General features: G+C 69.2%; 21 protein-coding genes and 1 tRNA gene. 10 read left to right on the top strand and 12 right to left on the bottom strand.

What is annotated here, in order from left to right:
* Positions 1–89 precede the first annotated feature (89 nt).
* Both alaS and I8E28_RS09975 read right to left on the bottom strand, forming a co-directional pair.
* Complete coding sequence (gene alaS / locus I8E28_RS09980; RefSeq protein ID WP_200787837.1) at positions 90–2,720, bottom strand: alanine--tRNA ligase; 2,631 nt, start codon at positions 2,718–2,720, stop codon at positions 90–92.
* Between the two features lie 238 nt (positions 2,721–2,958).
* The gene (locus I8E28_RS09975; RefSeq protein ID WP_200787835.1) at positions 2,959–4,185 is read right to left on the bottom strand and encodes an MFS transporter; all 1,227 of its coding nucleotides are present in this window, start codon (positions 4,183–4,185) and stop codon (positions 2,959–2,961) included.
* A 287-nt stretch (positions 4,186–4,472) separates the two neighbouring features.
* Between I8E28_RS09975 and I8E28_RS20860 the strand changes: the two genes are divergently transcribed.
* On the top strand, positions 4,473–5,585 hold the full coding sequence (locus I8E28_RS20860) for a mechanosensitive ion channel family protein (protein ID WP_200787833.1): 1,113 nt from the start codon (positions 4,473–4,475) through the stop codon (positions 5,583–5,585).
* 77 nt (positions 5,586–5,662) lie between these two features.
* A tRNA-Gly gene (locus tag I8E28_RS09965) sits at positions 5,663–5,736 on the top strand.
* Between the two features lie 19 nt (positions 5,737–5,755).
* On the opposite strand, the gene I8E28_RS09960 is transcribed toward I8E28_RS09965, so the two are convergent.
* Positions 5,756–5,989, bottom strand: a complete 234-nt coding sequence (locus I8E28_RS09960; RefSeq protein WP_200787831.1) for a hypothetical protein — start codon at positions 5,987–5,989, stop codon at positions 5,756–5,758.
* A gap of 326 nt (positions 5,990–6,315) precedes the next feature.
* On the opposite strand from I8E28_RS09960, the gene I8E28_RS09955 reads away from it, so the two are divergent.
* A complete protein-coding gene (locus I8E28_RS09955; RefSeq protein WP_200787829.1) occupies positions 6,316–6,741 on the top strand; it encodes a response regulator in 426 nt (141 codons plus the stop codon).
* A gap of 5 nt (positions 6,742–6,746) precedes the next feature.
* Here I8E28_RS09955 and I8E28_RS09950 read toward each other — a convergent pair whose 3' ends face one another.
* A complete protein-coding gene (locus I8E28_RS09950) occupies positions 6,747–7,094 on the bottom strand; it encodes a response regulator transcription factor (protein ID WP_200787827.1) in 348 nt (115 codons plus the stop codon).
* Between the two features lie 88 nt (positions 7,095–7,182).
* On the opposite strand from I8E28_RS09950, the gene I8E28_RS09945 reads away from it, so the two are divergent.
* Positions 7,183–7,575, top strand: coding sequence for a response regulator (locus I8E28_RS09945; protein ID WP_200787825.1), 393 nt, complete (start codon positions 7,183–7,185; stop codon positions 7,573–7,575).
* A 20-nt stretch (positions 7,576–7,595) separates the two neighbouring features.
* On the opposite strand, the gene I8E28_RS09940 is transcribed toward I8E28_RS09945, so the two are convergent.
* Both I8E28_RS09940 and I8E28_RS09935 read right to left on the bottom strand, forming a co-directional pair.
* Positions 7,596–8,162: a c-type cytochrome gene (locus I8E28_RS09940; RefSeq protein WP_200787824.1), complete on the bottom strand. Its 567-nt coding sequence runs from the start codon at positions 8,160–8,162 to the stop codon at positions 7,596–7,598.
* The gene (locus tag I8E28_RS09935; protein WP_200787822.1) at positions 8,152–9,441 is read right to left on the bottom strand and encodes a PQQ-dependent sugar dehydrogenase; all 1,290 of its coding nucleotides are present in this window, start codon (positions 9,439–9,441) and stop codon (positions 8,152–8,154) included. Before I8E28_RS09935 ends, I8E28_RS09940 begins: the two co-directional genes overlap by 11 nt.
* Positions 9,442–9,615: 174 nt before the next feature.
* Between I8E28_RS09935 and cls the strand changes: the two genes are divergently transcribed.
* Positions 9,616–10,875, top strand: coding sequence for a cardiolipin synthase (cls, locus tag I8E28_RS09930; RefSeq protein WP_200787820.1), 1,260 nt, complete (start codon positions 9,616–9,618; stop codon positions 10,873–10,875).
* 9 nt (positions 10,876–10,884) lie between these two features.
* On the opposite strand, the gene I8E28_RS09925 is transcribed toward cls, so the two are convergent.
* Complete coding sequence (locus tag I8E28_RS09925; protein WP_200787819.1) at positions 10,885–12,501, bottom strand: Na+/H+ antiporter; 1,617 nt, start codon at positions 12,499–12,501, stop codon at positions 10,885–10,887.
* A gap of 85 nt (positions 12,502–12,586) precedes the next feature.
* On the opposite strand from I8E28_RS09925, the gene I8E28_RS09920 reads away from it, so the two are divergent.
* The 3 genes from I8E28_RS09920 to I8E28_RS09910 are packed head-to-tail and all read left to right on the top strand — an operon-like array spanning position 12,587 to position 14,096.
* On the top strand, positions 12,587–13,108 hold the full coding sequence (locus tag I8E28_RS09920) for a DUF4142 domain-containing protein (RefSeq protein ID WP_200787818.1): 522 nt from the start codon (positions 12,587–12,589) through the stop codon (positions 13,106–13,108).
* On the top strand, positions 13,108–13,410 hold the full coding sequence (locus I8E28_RS09915) for a cupredoxin domain-containing protein (RefSeq protein WP_200787817.1): 303 nt from the start codon (positions 13,108–13,110) through the stop codon (positions 13,408–13,410). Before I8E28_RS09920 ends, I8E28_RS09915 begins: the two co-directional genes overlap by 1 nt.
* On the top strand, positions 13,407–14,096 hold the full coding sequence (locus I8E28_RS09910; protein ID WP_200787816.1) for an RNA polymerase sigma factor: 690 nt from the start codon (positions 13,407–13,409) through the stop codon (positions 14,094–14,096). The genes I8E28_RS09915 and I8E28_RS09910 overlap by 4 nt, the downstream gene beginning before the upstream one ends.
* On the opposite strand, the gene I8E28_RS09905 is transcribed toward I8E28_RS09910, so the two are convergent.
* The 5 genes from I8E28_RS09905 to imuA all read right to left on the bottom strand — a co-directional run bounded on the left by I8E28_RS09905 (position 14,090) and on the right by imuA (position 20,428).
* Positions 14,090–14,227 carry a hypothetical protein gene (locus I8E28_RS09905; RefSeq protein ID WP_200787815.1) on the bottom strand — a complete coding sequence of 46 codons (138 nt, stop codon included), beginning with the start codon at positions 14,225–14,227 and terminating at the stop codon, positions 14,090–14,092. The two genes, I8E28_RS09910 and I8E28_RS09905, sit on opposite strands and share 7 nt — an antisense overlap.
* 187 nt (positions 14,228–14,414) lie before the next feature.
* Complete coding sequence (locus I8E28_RS09900; RefSeq protein WP_200787814.1) at positions 14,415–15,059, bottom strand: YbhB/YbcL family Raf kinase inhibitor-like protein; 645 nt, start codon at positions 15,057–15,059, stop codon at positions 14,415–14,417.
* 117 nt (positions 15,060–15,176) lie between these two features.
* On the bottom strand, positions 15,177–18,470 hold the full coding sequence (locus I8E28_RS09895) for an error-prone DNA polymerase (RefSeq protein ID WP_200787813.1): 3,294 nt from the start codon (positions 18,468–18,470) through the stop codon (positions 15,177–15,179).
* The gene (locus I8E28_RS09890; RefSeq protein WP_200787812.1) at positions 18,463–19,746 is read right to left on the bottom strand and encodes a Y-family DNA polymerase; all 1,284 of its coding nucleotides are present in this window, start codon (positions 19,744–19,746) and stop codon (positions 18,463–18,465) included. Before I8E28_RS09890 ends, I8E28_RS09895 begins: the two co-directional genes overlap by 8 nt.
* On the bottom strand, positions 19,715–20,428 hold the full coding sequence (imuA, locus tag I8E28_RS09885) for a translesion DNA synthesis-associated protein ImuA (protein ID WP_200787811.1): 714 nt from the start codon (positions 20,426–20,428) through the stop codon (positions 19,715–19,717). Before imuA ends, I8E28_RS09890 begins: the two co-directional genes overlap by 32 nt.
* Before the next feature lie 188 nt (positions 20,429–20,616).
* Here imuA and I8E28_RS09880 point away from each other — a divergent pair, with 188 nt between their 5' ends.
* Positions 20,617–22,470, top strand: coding sequence for an ABC transporter ATP-binding protein (locus I8E28_RS09880; RefSeq protein ID WP_200787810.1), 1,854 nt, complete (start codon positions 20,617–20,619; stop codon positions 22,468–22,470).
* Positions 22,463–23,026: a DNA-3-methyladenine glycosylase gene (locus I8E28_RS09875; protein WP_200787809.1), complete on the top strand. Its 564-nt coding sequence runs from the start codon at positions 22,463–22,465 to the stop codon at positions 23,024–23,026. Before I8E28_RS09880 ends, I8E28_RS09875 begins: the two co-directional genes overlap by 8 nt.
* Positions 23,027–23,241: the final 215 nt, after the last annotated feature.

Raw genomic sequence — 23,241 nt, 5'->3', positions numbered from 1 at the left:
CAGAAGACACCAAGACAATTGATCTTTGATTTTTCTGCGACTTCTGCGCTCTTCTGCGCCCTCTGCGTTCGGGAGTCCCGCAGCGCCGCTCAGGCGCGCTCCGCCACCCAGGCCTGGACGGACTGCAAAGCGGCCGGCAGCTTGCTGGCGTCGGTGCCGCCGGCCATGGCCATGTCGGGCTTGCCGCCGCCCTTGCCGCCCACCTGCTGGGCGACGAAGTTCACCAGCTCGCCGGCCTTGACCCGGGCCATGCGGTCGGCGGTGACGCCGGCGGCGATCTGCACCTTGGCGCCGTCGACGGCGGCCAGCACGATGGCGGCGGACTTGAGCTTGTCCTTCAGCTTGTCCATCGTGTCGCGCAGCGTCTTGGCGTCGGCGCCCTGCAGCGTCGCCGCAAGCACCTTGATGCCCTTGACGTCGACGGCCTGGGTCGCGAGTTCGTCGCCCTGCGACGACGCCAGCTTGCCCTTGAGCTGGGCGACTTCCTTCTCCAGCGCGCGCACTTGTTCGAGCACCTGGCCGATGCGCGACTGCAGTTCCGGCACTGGCGCCTTCAGCGCGGCCGCCGCGCTCTGCACCGTGGACTCGACCTGCTGCACGTAGGCGAGCGCGTTGGCGCCCGTGATCGCCTCGATGCGGCGCACGCCGGCGGCCACGCCGCCTTCGCTGGTGATCTTGAACAGCCCGATGTCGCCCGTGCGCTGCACGTGCGTTCCGCCGCACAGTTCGCGGCTGCTGCCGATGTCCAGCACGCGCACGGTCTCGCCGTACTTCTCGCCGAACAGCATCACGGCGCCGGTGGACTTGGCGGCGTCGATGTCCATCACGCGCGCCTGGGTCGGCGCATTGGCCAGGATTTCGGTGTTGACGCGCCGCTCGATCTCGCGCAGCTGGTCGTCGGTGACGGCGTGGTTGTGCGTGAAGTCGAAGCGCGTCTTGTCGGCGTCGACGAGCGAGCCCTTCTGCTGCACGTGCGTGCCGAGCACTTCGCGCAGCGCCTTGTGCATCAGGTGCGTGACGCTGTGGTTGCGCATCGTCGCCTGGCGGCGCGCGACGTCGACCTTGGCCATCACCTTGTCGCCCAGCTTGAGCGAGCCCTGCGCCACGGCGCCGTGGTGGCCGAACACGTCGGCCTTGATCTTCTGCGTGTCCTCGACGCCGAACACGATGCCCTCGGCCGTGATCGCGCCGCAGTCGCCGACCTGGCCGCCCGACTCGGCGTAGAACGGCGTGGTGTCCAGCACCACCACGCCGGTCTTGCCGGCGTCGAGCTGCGTGACCGGAATGCCGTCGTGGTACATCGCGACGACGGTCGCCGGCTCCTCGAGCCGCTCGTAGCCGGTGAACGTGTTGCCGCTGCCGCTGTACTCCAGCGCACGGTCCATCTTGAACTTGCCGGCGGCGCGGCCCGCAGCCTTCTGCTTGTCCATCGCGGCGTCGAACGCGGCCACGTCGACGGTGACGCCACGCTCGCGGCAGACGTCCTGCGTCAGGTCGAGCGGGAACCCGTACGTGTCATGCAGCTTGAACGCCACGTCGCCCGGCAGCACCTTGGCGCCGTCCTTCAGCGCGGCGTCCAGGATGTCCATGCCGTTCTCGAGCGTCTCGAAGAAGCGCTCCTCCTCGGCCTTGAGCGTCTCCATCACGCGCTTTTCTTCCGCCTTCAGGCGCGGATAGGCCTCGCCCATCAGCGCGACGAGGTCGGGCACCAGCTTGTGGAAGAAGGGTTGCTTGCAGCCCAGCTTGTAGCCGTGGCGGATGGCGCGGCGGATGATGCGCCGCTGCACGTAGCCGCGGCCTTCGTTGCTGGGGATGACGCCGTCGCTGACCAGGAAGGCGGTGGCGCGCACGTGGTCGGCGATCACGCGCAGCGACGGGTTCCCGAGATCCTTCGTGCCCGTCTCGCGCGCGGCAGCGGCGATCAGCTTGTCGAAGATGTCGATCTCGTAGTTGCTGTGCACGTGCTGCAGGATCGCCGCCAGGCGCTCCAGGCCCATGCCGGTGTCGACGCAGGGGGCAGGCAGGTTGACCACGCTGCCATCGGGCTGCATGTCGAACTGCATGAACACGTGGTTCCAGATCTCGATGAAACGGTCGCCGTCCTCGTCCGGGCTGCCTGGCGGGCCGCCGGGGATGTGGGCGCCGTGGTCGTAGAAGATCTCCGAGCACGGGCCGCACGGGCCGGTGTCGGCCATCATCCAGAAGTTGTCGGACTTGTACTTGCCGCCCTTGTTGTCGCCGATGCGGATGACGCGGTCGGCGGGCAGGCCGATCTCTTTCGTCCAGATGTCATAGGCCTCGTCGTCCTCGTGGTAGACGGTGGCCAGCAGCTTGTCCTTCGGCAGCTTGTAGACCTCGGTGAGCAGCTCCCAGCCCCACTTGAGCGACTCGCGCTTGAAGTAGTCGCCGAAGGACCAGTTGCCCAGCATCTCGAAGAACGTGTGGTGGCGCGCGGTGTAGCCCACGTTCTCCAGGTCGTTGTGCTTGCCACCCGCGCGGAGGCAGGCCTGCACGGACGCGGCACGCACGTAGGGGCGCTTGTCGGTGCCGAGGAACACGTCCTTGAACTGCACCATGCCCGAGTTGGTGAACATCAGCGTCGGGTCGTTGCCCGGCACGAGCGGGCTGGATTCGACGACCGTGTGGCCCTTGCTGGAGAAGAAGTCCAGGAAGGTCTTGCGAATCTCGGCGACAGTGACGGGAGGCTTGGAGGAAGTCATGGGTGTCCGGCTGGACCCGCGCTACGCGCGCGCGGGCGAAGCGGCGGATTTTACCGGTGCCCGCTTGGGCGCCTCCGGCTTCCGCCTCCGGCTGATCTTCAACGCAGAGGTCGCAGAGGGGGGCAGAGGACGCAGAGAACAGCCAGGAAAGATGACTTCCTTGGGTCTTTCTGCGTCCTCTGCGTCCTCTGTCTTCCCTCTGCGTTGAGAAAGTGCCAGGCCGCGCGAGCGGCCGCATTCAGGCCGCAGCAGCGGCCGCCGGCGGTCGGGCAGCGGGCGTCAGGGCGAACACCATCTGCACGATCCCCGCCGCGAGGCCCAGCGCCACGCCGGCTTGCCAGGCGGTGGTGTAGTTGCCCATGGCGTCGAACAGCAGCCCGCCACCGAAAGCTCCGGTGAAGCTGCCGAACTGGTGGCTCACGAACGCCACGCCGCCCAGCATCGCCTGCCACTTCAGGCCGAAGCGGTCCACCACCCAGCCCTGCACCAGCGGGCTGACGCCCAGCCACAGGAAGCCCATGACCGATGCGAACACCAGCGTCGCGGCGGGCGTGGCGGGTGAGATGAAGTACCACGCCAGCGCCAGCGACCGCAGGAAGTAGATGCCGCCGAGCAGCAGCAGCTTGTTCCAGCGGCCGCCGGCCCAGCCGAAGAACAGGCTGCCCAGCACGTTGAAGGCACCGATGCAGCCCAGTGCCTGCGCGCTGAGCATCGGGTCCATGCCGCAGATCTCCAGGTACGCGGGCAGGTGCGTGGTGAGGAACACCAGCTGCATGCCGCAGACGAAGTACGCCATCGTCATCACGAGGAACGGCGCGCTGCCGAACGCGTCGCGCAGCGCGGCGCCGGCGGAGACATCCGTGCTGCCGGCCGGCGGAGGCGGCGCCGCATCGCCACGGCTGGCGAACCAGGCGGCCGGCAGCATCACGAGCGCCATCACCGCGAAGCCCACCAGCCCGATGCGCCAGCCCTGCGCCTGCATCAGCAGCTGGCCGATCGGCGCGGCGACCATGGCGCCGAGCGAACCGGCTGCCGAGACGATGCCGAGCACCGTGCTGCGGACCGCGGGCGGCACCGCGCGCGCGGCGACGGCCATCGCCAGCGCGGGGCCGGTGCATGCCATCGCAAGCCCGATCGCGATGCCGGCACCGATGACGACGGGCACGATGCCGTGCGCGGACGCGAGCAGCAGCAGCCCCGCGAGGTAGATGACGGAGCCGCCGATCATCAGCGGCCGGTAGCCCCAGCGCACCGCCAGCGCGCCGGCGAAGGGCTGTAGCACGCCCCACGCGAGGTTCTGCACCGCCACCGCGAGCGTGAATTGCGCGACCGGGATGTGGATGTCGCGCGTGAGGTTGGGCATGAAGATGCCCAGGCTCTGGCGCAGGCCCATGGCGAGGCTGAGCAGCAGCGACGCGCCGATCAGCAGCGGCAGGACGGGACGCAGGGCGGACCAGCGGGACATGGACTCTCCTCGAGGGTGGGCCAGTCTAGGTGGCCAGCCGGGCCGTGGCGCGTCGCGAGGCGGACATCCGCCCATGAAATGTTTGCAGGCCAGTGATGCGCGTGGCGCACGGATGCGACCCTTCGTCGAGCCGCCTCAGCCATTCCAGCACCTGAGCCAGCGCGGCCCAGCCACGGTCGCGCTGGACGTTTCTTCCTACACCGCGCGCTGACCTGCTCCGACCTCGGCGCCAGCGACCGAGGGCGAGATTGCGTGGATTCCTCCACTTCACCTCCGGGGTGCCCACCATGCAAGCAATCAACGACTGGGGCAGCGCGATGATGACGTCGCTGGCTGCCGCGTTGGCCATGTTCCTGTCCGCGATCCCGAAGATCATCGGGTTCGTCGTCATCCTCGTCGTCGCCTGGCTGTTGTCGTCGCTGGTTGAAAAGGGGCTGGCGACGCTGCTGCGCAAGGTGCGCTTCGACGAACTCGCGGACCGCTCCGGCTTCGGTGATTTCGTGGCCAAGATGAACGTGGGCACGGATTCCGCCGGCATGCTGGGCCTGGTGGCGAAGTGGTTCATCCGCCTGATCGGCCTCGTGGTGGCGTTCGACGCGCTGGGCCTGCCGGCAGTGTCGGACGTCCTGCGCGACTTCCTGCTGTGGATGCCCAACCTGGTGGTGGCCCTCGTGGTGCTGGTGATCGGCGGCCTGGCGGCACGGGCGCTGTCGAACCTCGTGCGCGGCGCGACGGCCGAAGCCGGCATCACCAATTCCGCCTTCCTGGCCAAGCTCGCCTCGGTGATGGTGTGGGCATTCGCGATCGTCGTGGCGGTGAACCAGATCGGCATCGCGACCACGCTCGTGAACACGCTGTTCATGGCCTTCGTCGGCGCCATCGCGCTCGGCCTGGGCCTGGCCTTCGGCCTCGGCGGCCGCGAGACGGCCAGCAAGATCGTGAGCCAGATGTACGACGCGGCGCAGGACAAGGGCCCGCAGCTGGCGCATGCCAGCGAGGCCGCCGGCCGCATGGCGCGCGAGCGCACCGAGGACATGCGCGAGCGTGCGCAGGACACGATGCAGACGGCGCGCACCTCCGGCGGCTCCGGCGGCAGCTATGGCAGCGGCCAGGGTGGCACGGGCGCGGCGCCCGGCATGGCCGGCGGCGGCTACGGGGGCAGCAACATCGGCGGCGGCATGGGTGGCGGCTCGGCCGGCGGCGGGTCCACCGGAGGTGGCTACACGGGTGGCGGTTCCACCGGCGGCGGCTACACCGGCGGTGGCGGCGGCATCGCGTCGGGCGGCCCGCAGTACCCCACCGATGGCGGGCCGCGCACGGGCCCCGGCACGGGCGCGAGCCAGGACCTGGACGACCTGTACGCGACACCGTCGGCACCGCGGGGCCGCAACGAGGGTTGATCGCACGCGCGATCGTGACAAGCCGGGCCACGCGCCCGGCTTGTCGCATGCGCTGCGTTAAACTGCGCGCCTTCCCTGCGGGCGTCGTTCAATGGCAGGACCTGAGCTTCCCAAGCTCAAGACGTGGGTTCGATTCCCATCGCCCGCTCCAGCCGCCTGCGGCGGCTGTGTCAGCGCCGGTCCAGGGCCTTCACGTCGGATTGCGCGCACTCGATCGCCTCCTGCAGCTTCTGCTCTGCGATCCGGCGCAAGCGGGTGACTTCCGCGATGAGTTCCGCACTGGGTGCGCGCCCGTCCTTGGAGAAGTAGGAGTGCCAGGCCTCCTTCAGCAGGGCTTCGGCCTCCTTCTGCGCTTCCTCGGCCTGTTTCCAGTCGTCCGCAAGGCGGCGAGATTCTTCGATCATTCCAACCAACCATCCGGTCCCAAGCGTCGAAGGGATGGGGCTTCGACGGGGACGAGTTCAGGCTTAGCACTGCAAGTGCGGAGCCAGCGTCGAAGAGCGGAGCCCCGCGGGCTCTCGCTCCAGTGACGCCGGCCAGGTCACGCCGCTGCAGCACTGCGTCGAACACCGGCGATCGCGCCGTCCGATGCTCATTCCTGATTTTGCCCGTCCGCGCGTGGTGCGCAAGTCAGGATCGCGACCGATGACAGGGTGATGATGAGATGGGACCGGCCTGAGGATTAGTGCACTGGCGCGACCGGGCAATCACTGGGGATAATGACCAACGCATGCATGAAGACGGACCCGCAGCACGCCACGTCCCCGTCCTGCGCGTGCTCGTGGCCGAGGACGTCGGGGAAGCAGCCGACATGCTCGGCACGATCCTGCGCGAGGACGGGCACAGCGTGCGCGTCGAGTACGACGGCCTCGGTGCCGCCGCGGCCGCGATCCTCGAGCGGTTCGACGTCGCCATCCTCGACATCCACATGCCGCTGCTCAACGGCTGGGATGTCGCGCGCGAACTGAAGGCGCGCTCGCCCTCGACGCTGCTGATCGCGGTGTCCGCGCTGAGCACCCCCGACGATCTCGTCCGCTCGAAGGCGGCGGGGTTCGACGAACACCACCAGAAACCCGTGAGCTATTTCGACCTGCGCGATTCGCTTCGCGCCTGGGCGCTGAATCGCGCCAAGGCCGCGACGCCGCCGCCGGTGTAGGCCTTTCAGCCTCGCACGGCCTGCAGCACTGTTTCCATCGCTGCAGGCTTGATCACGAAGTGGTCGAAGCCGCAGGCCATCGCCTTGTCGAAGTGGCCGGGGTCGCTCCAGTCGGACAGCGCGATCAGCCGCGCGCCCGGCGCGACCATGCGCAGTTCCTCGCACAACTGGTCGAGGGCGGCCTGCACCGTGAGGTCGATCAGGACCGCGGTGGGATGGGCGATGGCGGCCGCCGCGGTCGCTTCCCGCGCCGTCGCGGCGAAGGTCGCGGGAACGCCGCGCTCACACAATGCCGTCGCCAGCGACACCGCGGCGTCGACGGCACTATCGAGGATGACCACGGAGGGCTGCACGTCGGGAACGTACCACCGCCGAGCCAAGCCGTGGTGCGCATCGCGCCGCGGCGTTGCGTGCATTGAACTCAGGCGTATGATCGACCCCGTGCCCAATCGCGTCCTCGTCATCGAAGACAACCCCGCCGCGCGCTACGCCCTCTGCCGGGCGCTTTCCGAAGCCGGCATGAAAGTGACCTCCGCCGCCCACGCCGAAGCCGCCATGCCCTTGTGGACGGAGGCGTCGGCCATGCTGGTGGACGTGCACCTGCCGGGCATGTCCGGCCTGGAGTTCTGCCGCCGCGTGCGCCGGTCCGACAAGGGCGCCGGCAAGCGGGTGGTGCTCTTCTCCTCGCTGTTCGACAAGGAAGCCGACGTCCAGGCCGGCCTGGCGGCGGGCGCCGACCTGTACGTGCCCCGTCCCGCCGAGACCAGCGAGCTGGCGCGGCTGGTCATCGAGCTGATGTCCCCCAAGAAGGCGCCGGGCGGCGAGGCCGCCTAGCCCCGCGCCCCCCTGCCCGCCTAGGGCAGCGAAGCCAGGTACTCCGCCAGCACGTCGATGTCCGCCATGGACAGCGGCTGCGCGGCCGCGGTCATGTTGCCGTCCATGTCGAAGCGCGTGCCGGCCTTGAAGCCGCGCAACTGCGCGCGCAGGTACTCGGCCTGCTGGCCGGCCAGCCGCGGGATGTGCTGCTGGCCCTTCAGCGCCGGCCCATGGCACGCCACGCAATTGAATTTCTCCGTGGCGCGGCGGCCTGCGTCGGCCATGTCCTGCGACGGGTTCGCCTTGGGTGCCGCGTGTTCCTGCGCCGCGAAGAACTTGCCCAGCGCGCTGATGTCCGCGTTCGACAGCGGCGCCGCGATGGGAGACATCTGCGGGTCGTGGCGCTGCTTCTCGCGGAACATCACCAGCTGCGTGCCGATGAACTGGGCCGGCTGCGCCGCGAGCGACGGCACCGCCGGATTGGTCGAGTTGCCGTTCGGCCCGTGGCAGGCGAAGCACAGTTGCGGATCCGCGGCGGCATGGGCCGCGCCCACGCCCCCCGCCACCAGCAGCACCGCGCACCAGGCGCGCGCCCTACTTCGCATAGCTCACGCGGTAGATCACCCCGTTGTAGTCGTCGCTGACCAGCACCGAGCCGTCGCGCAGTTGCAGCACGTCGACCGGACGGCCCCACATGGGCGGGTCGGCCTTGGCGTCCTGCAGGAAGCCTTCGAGGAAGGGCTGCAGCTTCATGCCGCCCTTGGCGTCCGACACGACGCGCACGACGCTGTAGCCCTGCTTGGTCGTGCGGTTCCACGAGCCGTGCAGCGCGACCAGCATGGAGTCGCGGTACTCGGCCGGGAACATCGACCCCGTGTAGAAGCGCATGCCCAGCGGCGCGACGTGCGCACCGAGGTTGAGCGCCGGCTTGTCGAACTCGGCGCAGGAGCGGGCCTTGCCGAACTCGGGATCCGGCAGGTCGCCCTGGTGGCAGAACGGGTAGCCGAAGTTCATGCCGGCGCGCGTCACGCGGTGCAGCGTGTCGTGGGGCAGGTCGTCGCCCACCCAGTCGCGCGCATGGTTGGTGAACCACAGCTGCTTGGTGCGCGGATGCCAGTCGAAGCCGACCGAGTTGCGCACGCCCTCGGCGACGCGTTCCATCTTGCCGGTGGCCGGGTCGACGCGGTTGATCGTGGCCTGCATGTAGCTGGGCATCACGATGTTGCCGGGCGCGCCGATGTTGAAGTACAGCTTGCCGTCCGGCCCCATCGCGAGGAACTTCCAGAAGTGGCCGGCCTGGTTGGTGGGATCGAGGTTGTCGATCACCACCTTGGCTTCCGGCGGGCTGTCCAGGCGATCCTCGATGCCGTCGTAGCGGGTGATGCGGTGGCGCTCCGCCACGTACAGCGTGCCCTTGCTGAACGCGATGCCGTTGGGCGACTTCAGTCCCGACAGGATCTTCTTCACCTCGCGCGTGCCGCCGCGGTCGGTGACCGCGTAGACGTTCGTGAGGTTGCGGTTGCTGACGAACACCGTCCCCTTGTCACCCAGCGCCAGCGAGCGCGCTTCGGGGATGCCTTCGGCCCACACTTCGACCTTGAATCCCGCCGGCACCTTCAGCTTGTCCAGCGGCAGTTCGCTCGCCGGCCGTCCGGTGAGGATCGGCGCGATCGGGTGCAGCGACGACTTGTCGTCGGTGGCGGATCGGCCTTGTTGCCACGACGGCGCGGCCGCAGGTGCGGGGGCCGGTGCGGTCGCGGGGGCTGGTGCCGGCGCGACGGCGGGTGCGGGCGTCTGTGCCGCGGTCTGCGCTTGCACCGAAGCGGCAAGCAACGCGGCCAGCACCGGGCTGGCGAGTCTCCAGGTTCTTCTGGGGGCGGGCATGTTCACCTTTCTACGAGCGCGACGGCAGTGCGAAATGACCGGTCGCGTGCGCGTTGTGCCAGCCGCCGTGGGAGCGCGTCAAGAGCAGTTCCCCCGCACGCGTCGGCGCCGGCGCCCGCCGTTTCGCGCACCGTTCTGACGCTCATCCGTGCGGCGCTCTGCCAAGCTGCGAGGGTGCTGATTGCGGTGTGCATCATCCTCGCGGCCCTGGCCGCCCTGCTGGTCGTGAATCTTTCCGCCGGCGAGCGGCGCGTCGCCCACGAGGTGCAGCACCTGTACCCGCTGCACGACGCGCAGTTCATGCGCGCGATGGGCATGTTGATGGGTCCCGCGATCGTCCCGGGCAACAAGGTCACGCCCCTCATCAATGGGGACGAGATCTTCCCGGCGATGCTGGAGGCCATCCGCGGCGCCCGCAAGACGGTGCTCTTCGAGACGTTCATCTACTGGTCCGGCGACATCGGCAAGGCGTTCGCGGAGGCGCTGTCCGAACGCGCCCGCGCCGGCGTCCGCGTGCACGTGCTGCTGGACTGGGTCGGAAGCATCAAGGTGGACGTCGACCTGGTGCATCGCATGCGCGAGGCCGGCGTCGAGGTGCGGATGTTCCATCCCCTGCGCTGGTACCACCTGGGCCGCATGAACAACCGGACGCACCGCAAGCTGCTGATCGTCGACGGCTGCATCGGGTTCACCGGCGGCGTCGGCATCGCGCCGCAGTGGTGCGGCCATGCCCAGGACCCCGAGCACTGGCGCGATTCGCACTTCCGCGTCGAAGGCCCCGTGGTGGCGCAGATGCAGAGCGTGATGCTCTCCAACTGGAGCAAGACCACCGGCCGCGTGCTGCACGGCCAGGACTACTTCCCCGCGCTCGAGCCCGCCGGCGACCAGCCGGCACAGATGTTCGCGAGCTCGCCCAGCGGCGGCAGCGAGAGCATGCTCATGATGACGATGCTGGCGATCGCCGCGTCCGTGCGCAGCATCGACATCGCCAGCGCGTACTTCGTGCCCGATCGTGTCGCGCTGGCCGCGCTGGTGTCGGCGGCGCAGCGCGGCGTGCGCGTGCGCGTGATCACACCCGGGCGGCACACGGACCAGGACACCGTGCGCCACGCGTCGCGTGGACTGTGGGGGCCGTTGCTCGAGGCCGGCGTGGAGCTTTACGAGTACCAGCCCACCATGTTCCATTGCAAGATGCTGCTGGTCGACGGGCTTCTCGCGTCGGTGGGGTCGACCAACTTCGACCCGCGCTCGTTCCACCTGAACGACGAAGCCAACCTGAACGTCTACGACGCCGCGTTCGCGCAGCGGATGACGGAAGTGTTCGAGGCGGACCTGCGCAAGTGCGAGCGCATCACCCTGGAGGGATGGCGGCGACGGCCGGCGCGCGAGAGGTTGCGCGAGGGGTTCAGCGCGATCCTCGCGCCCGTGCTCTGACCCCGGCCGTCAGTCGGCCGTTGCCACGCGCTCCCCGGCCTCGTCGGCGGCAGCGGGACGTGCGCGCGGCAATCGCGCCTGGTCGTAGTCGAGCATCTCCATCAGGTGGTGCATCAGCTCGTCCCCGATCTCGTTGGCGCGCCACAGGCGAATGAGCTCGCCGCGCTCGGCCGCGATGGCGGCCTGTCGCAGGCGGTTCACGGTGTCGAGGCGCGGCGTGAGCTCCTCGTCCTCCGATGCCACCACTGCGATGCGGTCGGCGATCTCCTTCTTCAGCCCGTCGGCCCAGTGCGGCGGGATGCCGTGCTCGCCCACCTCGCGGTCGATCGCCGCCAGGGCGGCGCCGCTCATGCACGCACGGATGCGCACCTGCTCGTCGTGCAGGCTCCAACTGGAACCGACGCTCAGCCGGCGAATCAGCGGCGCGAGCGTCAGGCCCTGCCCCACCAGCGTGACGACGATCACGACGAAGGTCAGGAAGATCAGCAGGTCGCGGTGCGGGAACGCGCGGCCATCCGGCAGCGCGAGCGGCAACGCCAGCACCGCCGCGAGCGACACGATGCCCCGCATGCCGCACCACCCGATGATCGCGAGCTGCGCGTTGTCCGGGCGCGGCTGCGGCTTGCGCAGCAGCCGGCCGATCCAGTGCGGCAGCCACGCGGTGGGCAGCACCCAGGCGAAGCGCACGCCGATGGCCACCGTGGTGACGACGGCCGTGATCGCCGCCAGGTCCCCCGGCGGATAGTTGCGCAGCGCGTTCACCACCTGCGGCAGCTGCAGCCCGATCAGGATGAACACCAGGCTGTTCAGCAGGAACACGAGCAGGTTCCACACCGAGCGCGCCATGATGCGCATCTCGGCCGAGACGATCTCCGGCGAGTAGCGCCCCCGCACCAGCCCCGCGGCCACGACCGCCAGCACGCCCGACGTGTGCACGGCTTCCGCCGCGAGGTAGGCCGCATACGGGATCGTCAGCACCGTGAGCACCTCGATGAACGGGTCGCCCAGGCGCCGGTGCACCGCGATGTACGCGAACGCCAGCACGACGCCCACCACGACACCGCCGCCGGCCACCAGCGCGAACTGGCCGGCGGCCTGGACCAGCGAGAAGGTGCCGGTCAGCACCGCGGCGACGCCGAACTTGTAGAGGACCAGGCCCGACGCGTCGTTGACCAGGCTCTCGCCCTCGAGGATGGTGACGATGCGCCGCGGCATGTTCAGGCGCGACAGGATCGCGGTGGCCGCGACGGCATCGGGCGGCGACACGATGGCGCCGAGCACGAAGGCGACGGACCACGGCACGTCCGGCACCATCACCTTCAGCGCGACACCGACGGCCAGCGTCGTCGCCGCCACCAGGCCGATCGCCAGCAGCCCGATCGCGCGCAGGTTGGCCTTGAAGTCGGTCCACGACGTGAGCAGCGCAGCCTGGTACAGGATGGGCGGCAGCACCGCGACCAGGATCAGCTGCGGATCGAAGGTGGACGGCGGCAGGTTGGGTACCAGGCCCAGCGCGGCGCCGCCGGCGACCAGTGCGATCGGGTACGGGAACTTGAAGTGGCGGGCCACCCAGCCCAGCGCCACGCAGCTGAGCAGCAACACCAGCAGGAGTTCGATGAGCGCCATGCCGGGCCGATTATGGATGGGCTGGGAACGCGGACGCACCTGGCGGCGTCTGTGCCCGTGCCATCCAACCAAAGGAGATCCCCAGATGCGCACTTCCCACTTCATCGCCGCCTGCCTCGCGGCCGTGTCCCTCGGCGCCTTCGCCCAGCAGGGCCCGAACGACGCCCAGATCGCCCACATCGTGGTCACGGCCAACCAGGTCGACATCGACGCCGGCAAGCTGGCCGAGAAGCAGGGCTCCACCAAGGCCGTCAAGGACTTCGGCAAGCAGATGGTCACGGACCACACCGCCGTCAACAAGCAGGCCACCGACCTGGCCAGGAAGCTGAACGTCAAGCCGGAAGCGAACGACACCAGCGCCAGCCTCAAGAAGGGCGGCGACGACAACGTCGCCAAGCTGAAGAAGCTCAAGGGAAAGGCCTTCGACAAGGCCTACGTGGACAACGAAGTCACGTACCACCAGGCGGTGATCGACGCGGTCGACAAGACGCTGCTGCCGTCGGCCAAGAACGCCGAGCTGAAGGCGCTGATCGAGAAGGTGCGCCCGGCGCTCGTGCAGCACCTGGAGCACGCCAAGCACCTGCAGCAAGAAGTGGGCAAGTCGTGATGCTGCTGCGCGCCGCGTGCGTGCTGGCCGTCGCCGCGCCCCTGGCCGCGGCGGCCGCCGAGCACACCCTCACCATGGAGGGCATGAAGATCCAGCCCGCCAGCCTTGTCGTGCAGCGCGGCGACAAGGTGACGTGGGTGAACAAGGACGTGGTGCCCCACACCGCCACGGCGAAGGGCGTGTTCGACTCCGGCCAGATCGCCAATGGCGCGAAGTGGACGTGGACGGCCACCAAGGCGGGCGACTTCCCATACGTCTGCACCTACCATCCGGGCATGAAGGCCCAGCTGACCGTGAAATGAGCGCCCTGCCCTCCCCCGTCGCTCTGCCGGAAGGCCTGCGCGCGCGCGACCCGCGCGCGTTCGAGGCCCTCATGCGGCTGCACAACCGGCGCCTTTACCGCGTCGCGCGGTCCCTGCTGCGCGACGCGGCCGACGCCGAGGACGCGCTGCAGGAGGCCTACCTGGCGGCTTTCCGCTCGCTGGAGCAGTTCCGCGGCGACGCGGCGCTGGCCACCTGGCTGTCGCGCATCGTCGTCAACGAGTGCATGTCACGCCTGCGGCGGCAGGCCCGCCGCGACAACATCGTGCCGATCGTGGCGGCCGACGCCCTGGGCGACGAGGAGATTCCCGCCATGCAGGACGAGCACTCGCGCCTCGACGAGGACACGCCCGACCGCGCCTTGCAGCGCGCCGAGATGCGCAAGCTGCTCGAAGGCAAGATCGACCAGCTGCCGCAGGACTTCCGCACGGTGTTCGTGCTGCGCGCGGTCGAGGAACTCTCCGTCGAAGAAACTGCGGCCAGCCTCGGCATCCCGGAAGCGACCGTTCGCACGCGGCACTTCCGCGCCCGGGCCCTGCTGCGCGAGGCGCTCGCGAAGGAAGTGGACCTGGCGGAACGTGACGTGTTCGGCTTCGACGGCGAACGCTGCGATCGCATCGTCGCCGCGGTGCTGCGCCGCGCGCCCGGGCGCGACGGCGCTCAGTAGGCGATCAGGTAGCCGATCACCGCCCAGAAGGCGACGCAGGCCAGCAGGGCCAGCATCCACACGGCGTTGCGGCCGCGGGAGTGGCTCTCCTTGGCATCCGGCACACGGGCCGGCGTTGCTGGGTGGAACATGCGTTGCATCGTTGCTGCACGACCGGACACGTTGGGTGACCGAGTGTCAGCAAATGCACCGCCTACACCACACCATGCCGAGGCGAAACGCGGCCGGGCAGTGACACACCTCGTCACTGCAGGGGGCTCCTCAGCAGCAGTCGATTGCACACGAGCAGGCCGGAATGCACCGGCGACTGCCCATCCGTCAGTCCGGCGACGGCTCGGCGTTGTCGACGGCCAGGCTGCGCTGGGCCGACGACGACTTGATGCTGCCGTCCGGACGCTCGTAGGTGCCCACCAGCAGGCCGCCGGCGATGCCGTGCTCCTGGATGGCGGCCAGCACGTGATCGCGGCGGGGCGTGCCCTTGAACTTCGCGCCAGCACGCAGCGCGAAGACCTGGAACGCGTAGCGATGCAGTCCGTGGCCGCGCGGAGGATCGGGCGGGATCCAGCCCGCACGCAGGTAGCTGTTGCGGCCCGCATGCACGCGCTCGCCGTCGTGGCCGGGGCTGGAGAGCGCGCCTTCGTGCAGCGAGCCTTCATGCGGCGGGATGTCGACCACGATCGCATGCACGAGCGGGTCCGACGTCGGCGCGTCGGCGTCCTCGACGACGAGCGCCAGGCTGGCGGCCCCTTCCGGGATGCCGTGCCACTCGAGCGGCGGGGAGACGCCTTCGCCATCCGCCGTGTACCGCTCCGGGATCGGCGCATGGTCGGCGAACGCGAGGCTGGTGACGGTGACCGTGCCCAGCCCGGCGCGCAACCCGCATTTGTTGAAGACCAGCTTGTCGAGGCCGGCGCGGCGGTCGCGCAGCGCATGGCCCAGGGCTTCGGGAAGGTGTTCCAACATGGGGAGTCCTCGACGGTTGCAAGGGATGCTCGCGAAGGAGGCGCGACAGCGGGGTAGGACGGCGGCGACAGGTGGCCCAGCTGGCCTGGATTCCGGGTTTCGCCGGAATGACAATGATCAGTGGAAATCGCGGCTGCGGTTGTCGCGGCCCAGGCGGCCGAGCATGGGCGTGAGGTCCTCCAGCCGCTCGGCGACCAGGTGGCACACGCGGCCGTCCTCGCTGTCCTTGTCGCGTTGCCAGGTGCCGTGCACGGCCAGCAGGCGCGCGCGCATCAGCGGTTCGCGCTGGTCCTCGCGCACGCTGCGCCAGACGATGACGTTGACCGGCCCGGTTTCGTCCTCGAGGGTCACGAAGATCGTGCCGTTGGCCGTGGCGGGTTGCTGGCGCACGGTGACCATGCCGCACGCGGACACGCGGCGGCCGCCCGGCAACTTCGCGAGCTGCTCGGAATTCAGGAAGCGCTTCTTCGCCAGGCGCGATCGCAGCAATGCGAGCGGATGGCGGCGCAAGGTGAGCCCCATCGATTCGTAGTCGAACACGATCTCCTCGCCTTCCGGCGCTTCGGGCAGCGCGATGCCGGGTTCGAGGATCGGCGCGGCCTGCAGCAGTTCGGGCGCGCGGCGCTGCGCCGCCGCTTCCCACACCTGCTGGCGGCGATGCCCCGCGAGCGACTGCAAGGCATCGGCTGCAGCCAGTGCGCCAAGATCCGCGACGTCCAGCCTGGCGCGCAATGCGAGGTCCTCCGTGTCGCGGAACGGCCCTCCGCTTCGGCGGCTTTCGGCAATGCGCTTGCCGGCTTCCTCCTTCAGGCCGCCGACCAGTCGCAGGCCCAGGCGCACCGACGGCGCCGCCATGTCGCCTTCCAGAGAGCTGTCCCAATCGCTCGACGACACGTCGGGCGGCAGGGCCTGCACACCATGCCGCTGTGCGTCCTGGATCAATTGCGAGGGGCCGTAGAAGCCCATGGGCTGCGAGTTGAGCATCGCGGCCAGGAAGCACGCGGGCTCGTGGCACTTCAGCCAGCTGCTCGAATACGCTAGCAGCGCGAAGCTGTACGCATGGCTCTCCGGGAAACCGTAGTCGCCGAAGCCCTTCACCTGCTCGAAGATGCGGTGCGCGAACTCCTCGCTGTAGCCGTTGGCGAGCATGCCGCCCTTGAGGCGGGCCTCGAACTTGTCGACGCCGCCCTTCTTCTTCCAGGCCGCCATCGCGCGACGCAGCGAGTCCGCGTCGGTGGCGGAGAAGCCGGCGGCGAGCATCGAGATCTCCATCACCTGCTCCTGGAAGATGGGGATCCCCAGCGTGCGCTCCAGCGCCTTCTTCAGGCGCGGCTCCTCGCCGTCGTACTTCGAGCGCTCGTAGACGATCTCCTCGCCCTTGTCGCGCCGCGCCCGCGCCTTCAGGTAGGGATGCACCATGCCGCCGGTGATGGGGCCCGGGCGCACGATGGCGACTTCGACGACCAGGTCGTAGAACTCCCTGGGCTTCAGCCGCGGCAGCATCGACATCTGCGCGCGGCTCTCGATCTGGAACACGCCCACCGTGTCGGCCTTGCGCACCATCTCGTAGGTGGCGGGGTCCTCGTTGGGGATGTCGTAGATGGTGAATGGCTGGCCGCGCCGCAGCGAGATCAGGTCCAGGCAGCGGTGGATGGCGGTGAGAATGCCCAGCGCCAGCACGTCCACCTTCATCAGGCCCATGTCCTCCAGGTCGTCCTTGTCCCACTGGATGACCGAGCGGTCCTTCATGCTGGCGTTTTCCACCGGCACGAGACGCGTGAGCTTGGTCTGCGTGAGCACGAAGCCGCCGACGTGCTGGGACAGATGGCGAGGAAATCCCATCAGCTGCACCGTGAGCTCCAGCCACAGGCGCGCCTGGTGGTCGGGCAAGGACACGCCGCATTGCGCGGCCATGGCCTGCAGCTTCTCGGCGGCGATGGTGTCGTCGAACCAGTAGTGGTCCTTGGCGAAAGCGTCGACCAGCTTCTCGTCCACGCCCAGCGCCTTGCCGACGTCCCGGATCGCGCTGCGCGTGCGGTAGCTGATGACCACGGCAGCGATGGCCGAGCGCTCACGCCCGTACTTGTTGTAGATGTACTGGATCACCTCCTCGCGCCGCTCGTGCTCGAAGTCGACGTCGATGTCGGGCGGTTCGTTGCGGCGGTCGACGCTGATGAAGCGCTCGAGCAGCGGGCGCGACAGCATCGGGTCCATCGCCGTGATGCCCAGGCAGAAGCAGACGGCCGAATTGGCGGCCGACCCGCGCCCCTGGCACAGGATGCCCACCGAGCGCGCGTACTCCACGATGTCGTGCACGGTGAGGAAGAACATCTCGTAGCGGCACTGCTCGATCAGCACCAGCTCCTTGTCCACCAGCTCGCGCACGCGGTCGGGAATGCCTTGCGGATAGCGACGCTCGGCGCCGAGGTAGGTGAGATGCCGCAGCCCCTCGATGGGCGACATGCCCGGCGGCACCGTCTCCAGCGGGTAGTCGTAGCGGATCTCCTCCAGCTCGAAGCGGCAGCGTCGCATCACCTCCAGGGTGTTGGCGAGCAGCGGTGCCGGATAGGTGTCGGCCAGCCGCTTGCGCTGGCGCAGGTGCTTCTCGGCATTGCCCTGCAAGGCGAGCCCGCAGGCGTGCACCGGCTGGCCCAGGCGCACGGCCGTGACCACGTCCTGCAGCGGCTTGCGCGAGCGCGCATGCATGTGCACGTCGCCCGTCGCGACCAGGGGCACCCCCGTCGCAGCGCCGGCGTCCTGCAGCCGCGCGAGCCACAGGTCGTCGTCGACCAGGTGCGGCAGGTTCACGCCCAGCCACAGGTGCTCTCGATAGAGACCCCTCAGTTGCACCAGCCGTTCGCACAGCGCATGCAGCGGAAGGTCCTCTCCAGGCGCGCGCTTCGGCACCACGAGCACTTCGCAGCCTTGCAGTTGCGACCAGTTGCTGCCCGACCAGGACACGCGGTACTCGCCCTTGGGCGCCGTCATGCGGGCGGTGGTGATGAACTCGCACAGGCCGCCCCACCCCGCCAGGTCGCGTGCGATGGCAACCAGCCGGATGTCGCCGACTTCGAACTCCGCGCCATACAGCAGCCGGAAGTCGCGATGCCGCCGGATGCCGGGCTCATGGGACTCGAGCCGATCGATGAACGCCTTGTAGTCGCGCAGCCCCGACCAGGCGCGCACCACGCCCGCCACCGAGCATTCGTCGGTGATGGCCAGCGCCTCGTAGCCGAGGTCGTACGCACGCCGCACCAGTTCCTGCGGATGCGAGGCGCCACGCTGGAAGCTGAAGTTGGACAGGCAATGCAGTTCCGCATACCCGGGCAAGCGGTCGGGGCCGTCGCCCAGCACCGGCGGCAGCCGCTGCTCGTCCAGCAGCGGCTTGGGCTTGAACGGTTGTTCAGGCATACAGGCCCTGCAGGTACCAGGCGAATTCGCCATGCTCCGCGAGCTCGCGCGCCAGGTGCGCCGGCCGCTCACGGTAGATCCACACCAGCCCCGCTTGCGGGCTGCGCGCGATGAAGTAATCGCGCAGGGTGGGTCCTTCGGTGTCCCACCACGAAGTTTCGAGCCGGTACAGCCGTGCCAGGCGGCGCAGGGGACCGCCGAAGCACGGCGTCTCGCCTTGCGTCTTCAGGCGCAACGGCTGCGGCAGCATCCAGCTGGGATACAGCGCATCGGGCTCCTGCGTCAACGGCTTCCCACCCACTGGCGTGTTGCGCGCAGGGGCCCAGGCCTGCTTGCACTCGGGACGGTGGTCCTGCTGCGGCACCGGCACGACGACGTTGTCCTCCCCGAGCCGCACGGACAGGCGCTCGACCAATTGATGCAGCCGCTCGCCTTCGAGGCGGTCCTGCGGCAACAGGCTGGTGGTCATTCCGCCCCAGGGCACCGTGTCGACCGATCGCAGGCGCAGGTGGTTCGCTGGCGCCGACAGCTTCGCGCGATCCAGGTGCTCGCTGACCAGGCGGCGCAGATGCGCCATGTCCTGCGTGGGTTGCGCGGTGCGCACTAGCAACTGTTCCTTCGGTGGCAAGCGCACGCCGTTCAGGCGGCGCAGGTCGAGCGTCCACTCCAGTTCCAGCGCGAGCAGGCCCCGGTTTCGGGCCTGCAGCCAGAGGTGCAGGCGCTCCAGCAAGCGATCGGCAGCGAACATCAGCGCCGGGGCGCTTTCGGCGACCTGCACGAGTTCGGCCGTGAGGTCGAAGTCCTCCGGCAGCACGCACCAGGGGTACTGCTCGGGTCGTTCACCCCAGGCTGCATCGAGGGCAGCGACGAGGTCCGCACCGAAGCGGCGCGACACGCCACCGCGCGGCAGCGCCCGCAACTCGCCCCATGTGGTGGTGCCGGTGCGTTCGAGCACGCCGACGTGCGGACCGGCTGCGGTGAGCAGGTGCAGCGGCAGGTCGTCCGGACGGCGTGCCGGCGGATCGATGCCGCGGAGCTTGCAGCGCAGGAGAGCGAGGGCGACGAGGGACGTGCTCGCGGCGGCCCACACGGACTCGCCGCGGGACAGCAGCGCCTTCAGCAGCGCCCGCTTCCCCCCGAACAACCGCAAGCTGCCCGAGATCTCCAGCAGGATCGCCTCCTCCACCAGCGCCACGCGCGGGGTGAAGCGAAGCGACCACCAGGTCCAGGCTTGCCGGTCCGCATCAGGGGGTGGTGACAAGGCGATCCAGAACATGCGATCTCCTTTCTTCGGCCGGGACGGGTTGGATGCTGCGACGGCGAGACGCGAGCAAGGCGCGAAGGCGCGCGGGATGCGCGTGCAGGTGCAACGATTCCTGCATGGGTGGCCCCTTGCGCTTGAGGACCCGCACCTGCAGGTCGTCGACGCCGTCGACCAGCAACCGCAGCGGCGAGGGGCTGGCTTGCACCTGGGTGGACGCAGGACGAAAGGCGAACAGCAACTTGCCGTGCTGCCGTCCCGCGAGTTGCAGCCGCCGCAGGTCGGCCGCGCGGCACTGCGGCAGCCAGGCGAGCACGCCGGCCACTTCGGCGCAGCGCAAGGCCTGCTCGGCCGACCACAGCCTGGCCGCTGGTGCATCGGCCCGGATCCACAACAGCTGCTCGGCGGGCAACCCCTGGGCCGCCAGCGATGGCGTGAACGGCTCGCACGGTGCGCCGACCAGCACCATCGGTCCCGCGTGGTCGCTCACCCGCGCTGCCAGTGCCGGCAGGACGAGCTGCCAGGCATGCAGTTCAGGCCGCGCTTGCAGCACCTCGATGAGGCTGCCCAGCGGCCACCCACCACCCGGCAACTGGGCGTCGAGCGACGCATGCCCGCTGGGCAGCACCGCTTCCTCGCGGGCGAGGTCGGTGACCCGCCAGACGTGGGGGATGCGAAGGTCTGCAGCGGACTGCATGGAGGTGGAGGGATGGGTGGGGACAGCGCGGCGGTACTGGTGATTTATACAGTAAACTGCGTTCCTGCACTGTACGAATTCGTCGTCCTCTCGGAGGCGGGGACCCACCGCTTCCATGTCTGCCCTGCTTGAAGCGATGGGTTCCCGCCTGCGCGGGAACGACGGAGTTGTTCCCTAGAATCCCGCGCTTGTTCCGCCGTTTCGAATCCCTCCTCCACCCCTATCCCGAGCACGAGCCGGAGCTCCCGCCCAAGGGGTTCTTCCGCTTCGTGTGGACGTGCACCGACGGACTTCGTGGTTACCTGGCCGCATTGACGCTGCTGTCGGCCGCGGTCTCCGTCTTCGAAGCCCTGCTGTTCTGGATGCTCGGCCAGGTGGTCGACTGGCTCGGCAAGTCACGCCCCGAGTCGCTGTGGGCTGACCATGGGACGACGCTCACGATCCTCGGCGTGGTGCTGGTGTCCAGCATCGTGGTGGTGGCGCTGCAGTCCGCGCTGAAGCACCAGGGCCTGGCGATCAACTTCCCGCTGCGCCTGCGCTGGAACTTCCACCGCCTGATGCTGGGCCAGAGCATGGCCTTCTACGCCGACGAGTTCGCCGGCCGCATCACGACCAAGGTGATGCAGACCGCGCTGGCCGTGCGCGAGATGCTGTTCACCGGCAGCGAAGTGATCATCGGCATGGGCGCGTACTTCGTCACGATGGTGCTGCTGGCCGGCGGCTTCGATTCGCGGCTGATGCTGCCCTTCATCACCTGGCTCGGGTTCTATGGCGTCTCGGTCTGGTGGTTCGTGCCGCGCCTGGGCAAGGTGTCCAAGGCGCAGGCCGACGCGCGCGCGATGCTCACCGGCCGCATCACCGACGCGTACACCAACATCTCCACCGTCAAGCTGTTCTCGCACACGAACCGCGAGGCCCGCTTCGCCCGGCAGGCGATGCAGGAGTTCAAGTCCATCGGCGACCAGCAGATGCGCCTGGTCACCAGCTTCGAGATCGTCAACCACGCCCTCGTCATCGGCCTGGTGCTCGGGGCGACGGGCTACTCGCTGTGGCTGTGGACGCGCGGCGAGGTCGGCCCCGGCGCCGTGGCCGCCGTGACCGCCATGGCGATGCGCGTCAACGGCCTGTCGCACTGGATCATGTGGGAGATGGCCGCGCTGTTCGAGCACGTTGGCACCGTGCAGGACGGCATCGCCACCCTGAGCCGAGCCCGCGCGGTGGTCGACAGCCCCGACGCGAATACATTGGACGTGCCGCGCGGCGAGGTGGCCTTCGAGCACGTCACGTTCTCGTACGGCGGCGCCAAGCCCGTGATCGACGACTTCAAGCTGCGCGTGAAGCCAGGCGAGAAGATCGGCCTGGTGGGCCGCTCGGGCGCGGGCAAGTCGACGCTGGTCAACCTGCTGCTGCGCTTCCACGACATCGAGTCCGGCCGCATCGTCATCGACGGGCAGGACATCGCGCACGTCACGCAGGACAGCCTGCGCAGCCACATCGGCATGGTCACGCAGGACACGTCGCTGCTGCACCGGTCCCTGCGCGACAACATCACCTACGGCCGCCCCGGTGCGAACGAAGCGGACATCGCCGCCGCCGCGCGCCGCGCGCAGGCGCACGAATTCATCGCCAACCTGTCCGACCCGAAGGGCCGCACGGGCTACGACGCGCACGTCGGCGAACGCGGCGTGAAGCTGTCGGGCGGCCAGCGCCAGCGCATCGCCATCGCGCGCGTGATGCTCAAGGACGCGCCGATCCTGCTGCTGGACGAAGCCACCAGCGCGCTGGACAGCGAGGTCGAAGCCGCCATCCAGGCCAGCCTCGACGAACTGATGCAGGGCAAGACAGTGATCGCCATCGCGCACCGCCTGTCCACCATCGCCGCGATGGACCGCCTGGTGGTGATGGACGAAGGCCGCATCGTCGAACAGGGCGACCACCGCTCGCTGCTCGCGCAGGGCGGCCTGTACGCCAAGCTGTGGGCGCACCAGAGCGGCGGCTTCCTCGGCGAGACGGTCGAGGACGACGAGACCGTCGATGCCTAGGGCGTTGCGGCCCACCGACTTCGCCGGCCGCTCCGAAGAGGTCGCGCCCGCACTGATCGGCTGCACGCTGCTGGTCGACGGCGTCGGCGGCGTGATCGTCGAGACGGAGGCGTACGACCGCGAGGACCCCGCGTCGCACACTTTCTCCGGTCCCACGCCGCGCAACCAGGCCATGTTCGGGCCGCCCGGCCGCGCGTACGTCTACCGCTCGTACGGCATCCACTGGTGCCTGAACTTCGTTTGCCGCGAGGAAGGCCACGGCGCCGGCGTGCTGATCCGCGCGCTGGAACCCACGCATGGCCTCGACGTGATGCAACAGCGTCGCGGCCTGCACGACCTGCGCCTCCTGTGCAGCGGCCCGGGCAAACTGGGCCAGGCGCTCGCCATCACGCACGCCATGAACGGCCACCGCCTCGACCGCGCCCCGTTCCAGGTGTTCGCGCGCACGACCGACGTCGAGGTCGTCAGCGGCCCGCGCATCGGCATCAGCAAGGCCGTCGACGTGCCGTGGCGGTTCGGGATGGCGGGGTCGAAGTTCTTGAGCCGGCGGTTCTAGCGCTTCGCACTTTGTCATTCCGGCGAAGGCCGGAATCCATGCTCGTGTTGGCATCGGAGTGCTCGCGCGAGCCGGCGAGCGCATCAGGCGGTGCCTGCCGGGTCCTCATTCTCCGTCTCTCCGTTGCGCGGCCAGCGCTTGCCGCGCTGGCCTCAGCGAACAATCGTGCTGTGCTTGGCGGGCGCCGGGCCGCGCGGTCCGAACTCGCTGTGCGC

The organism is Ramlibacter algicola (assembly GCF_016641735.1).
GTDB lineage: Bacteria > Pseudomonadota > Gammaproteobacteria > Burkholderiales > Burkholderiaceae_C > Ramlibacter > Ramlibacter algicola.
This window is presented reverse-complemented; position numbering and strand designations above follow the sequence as displayed.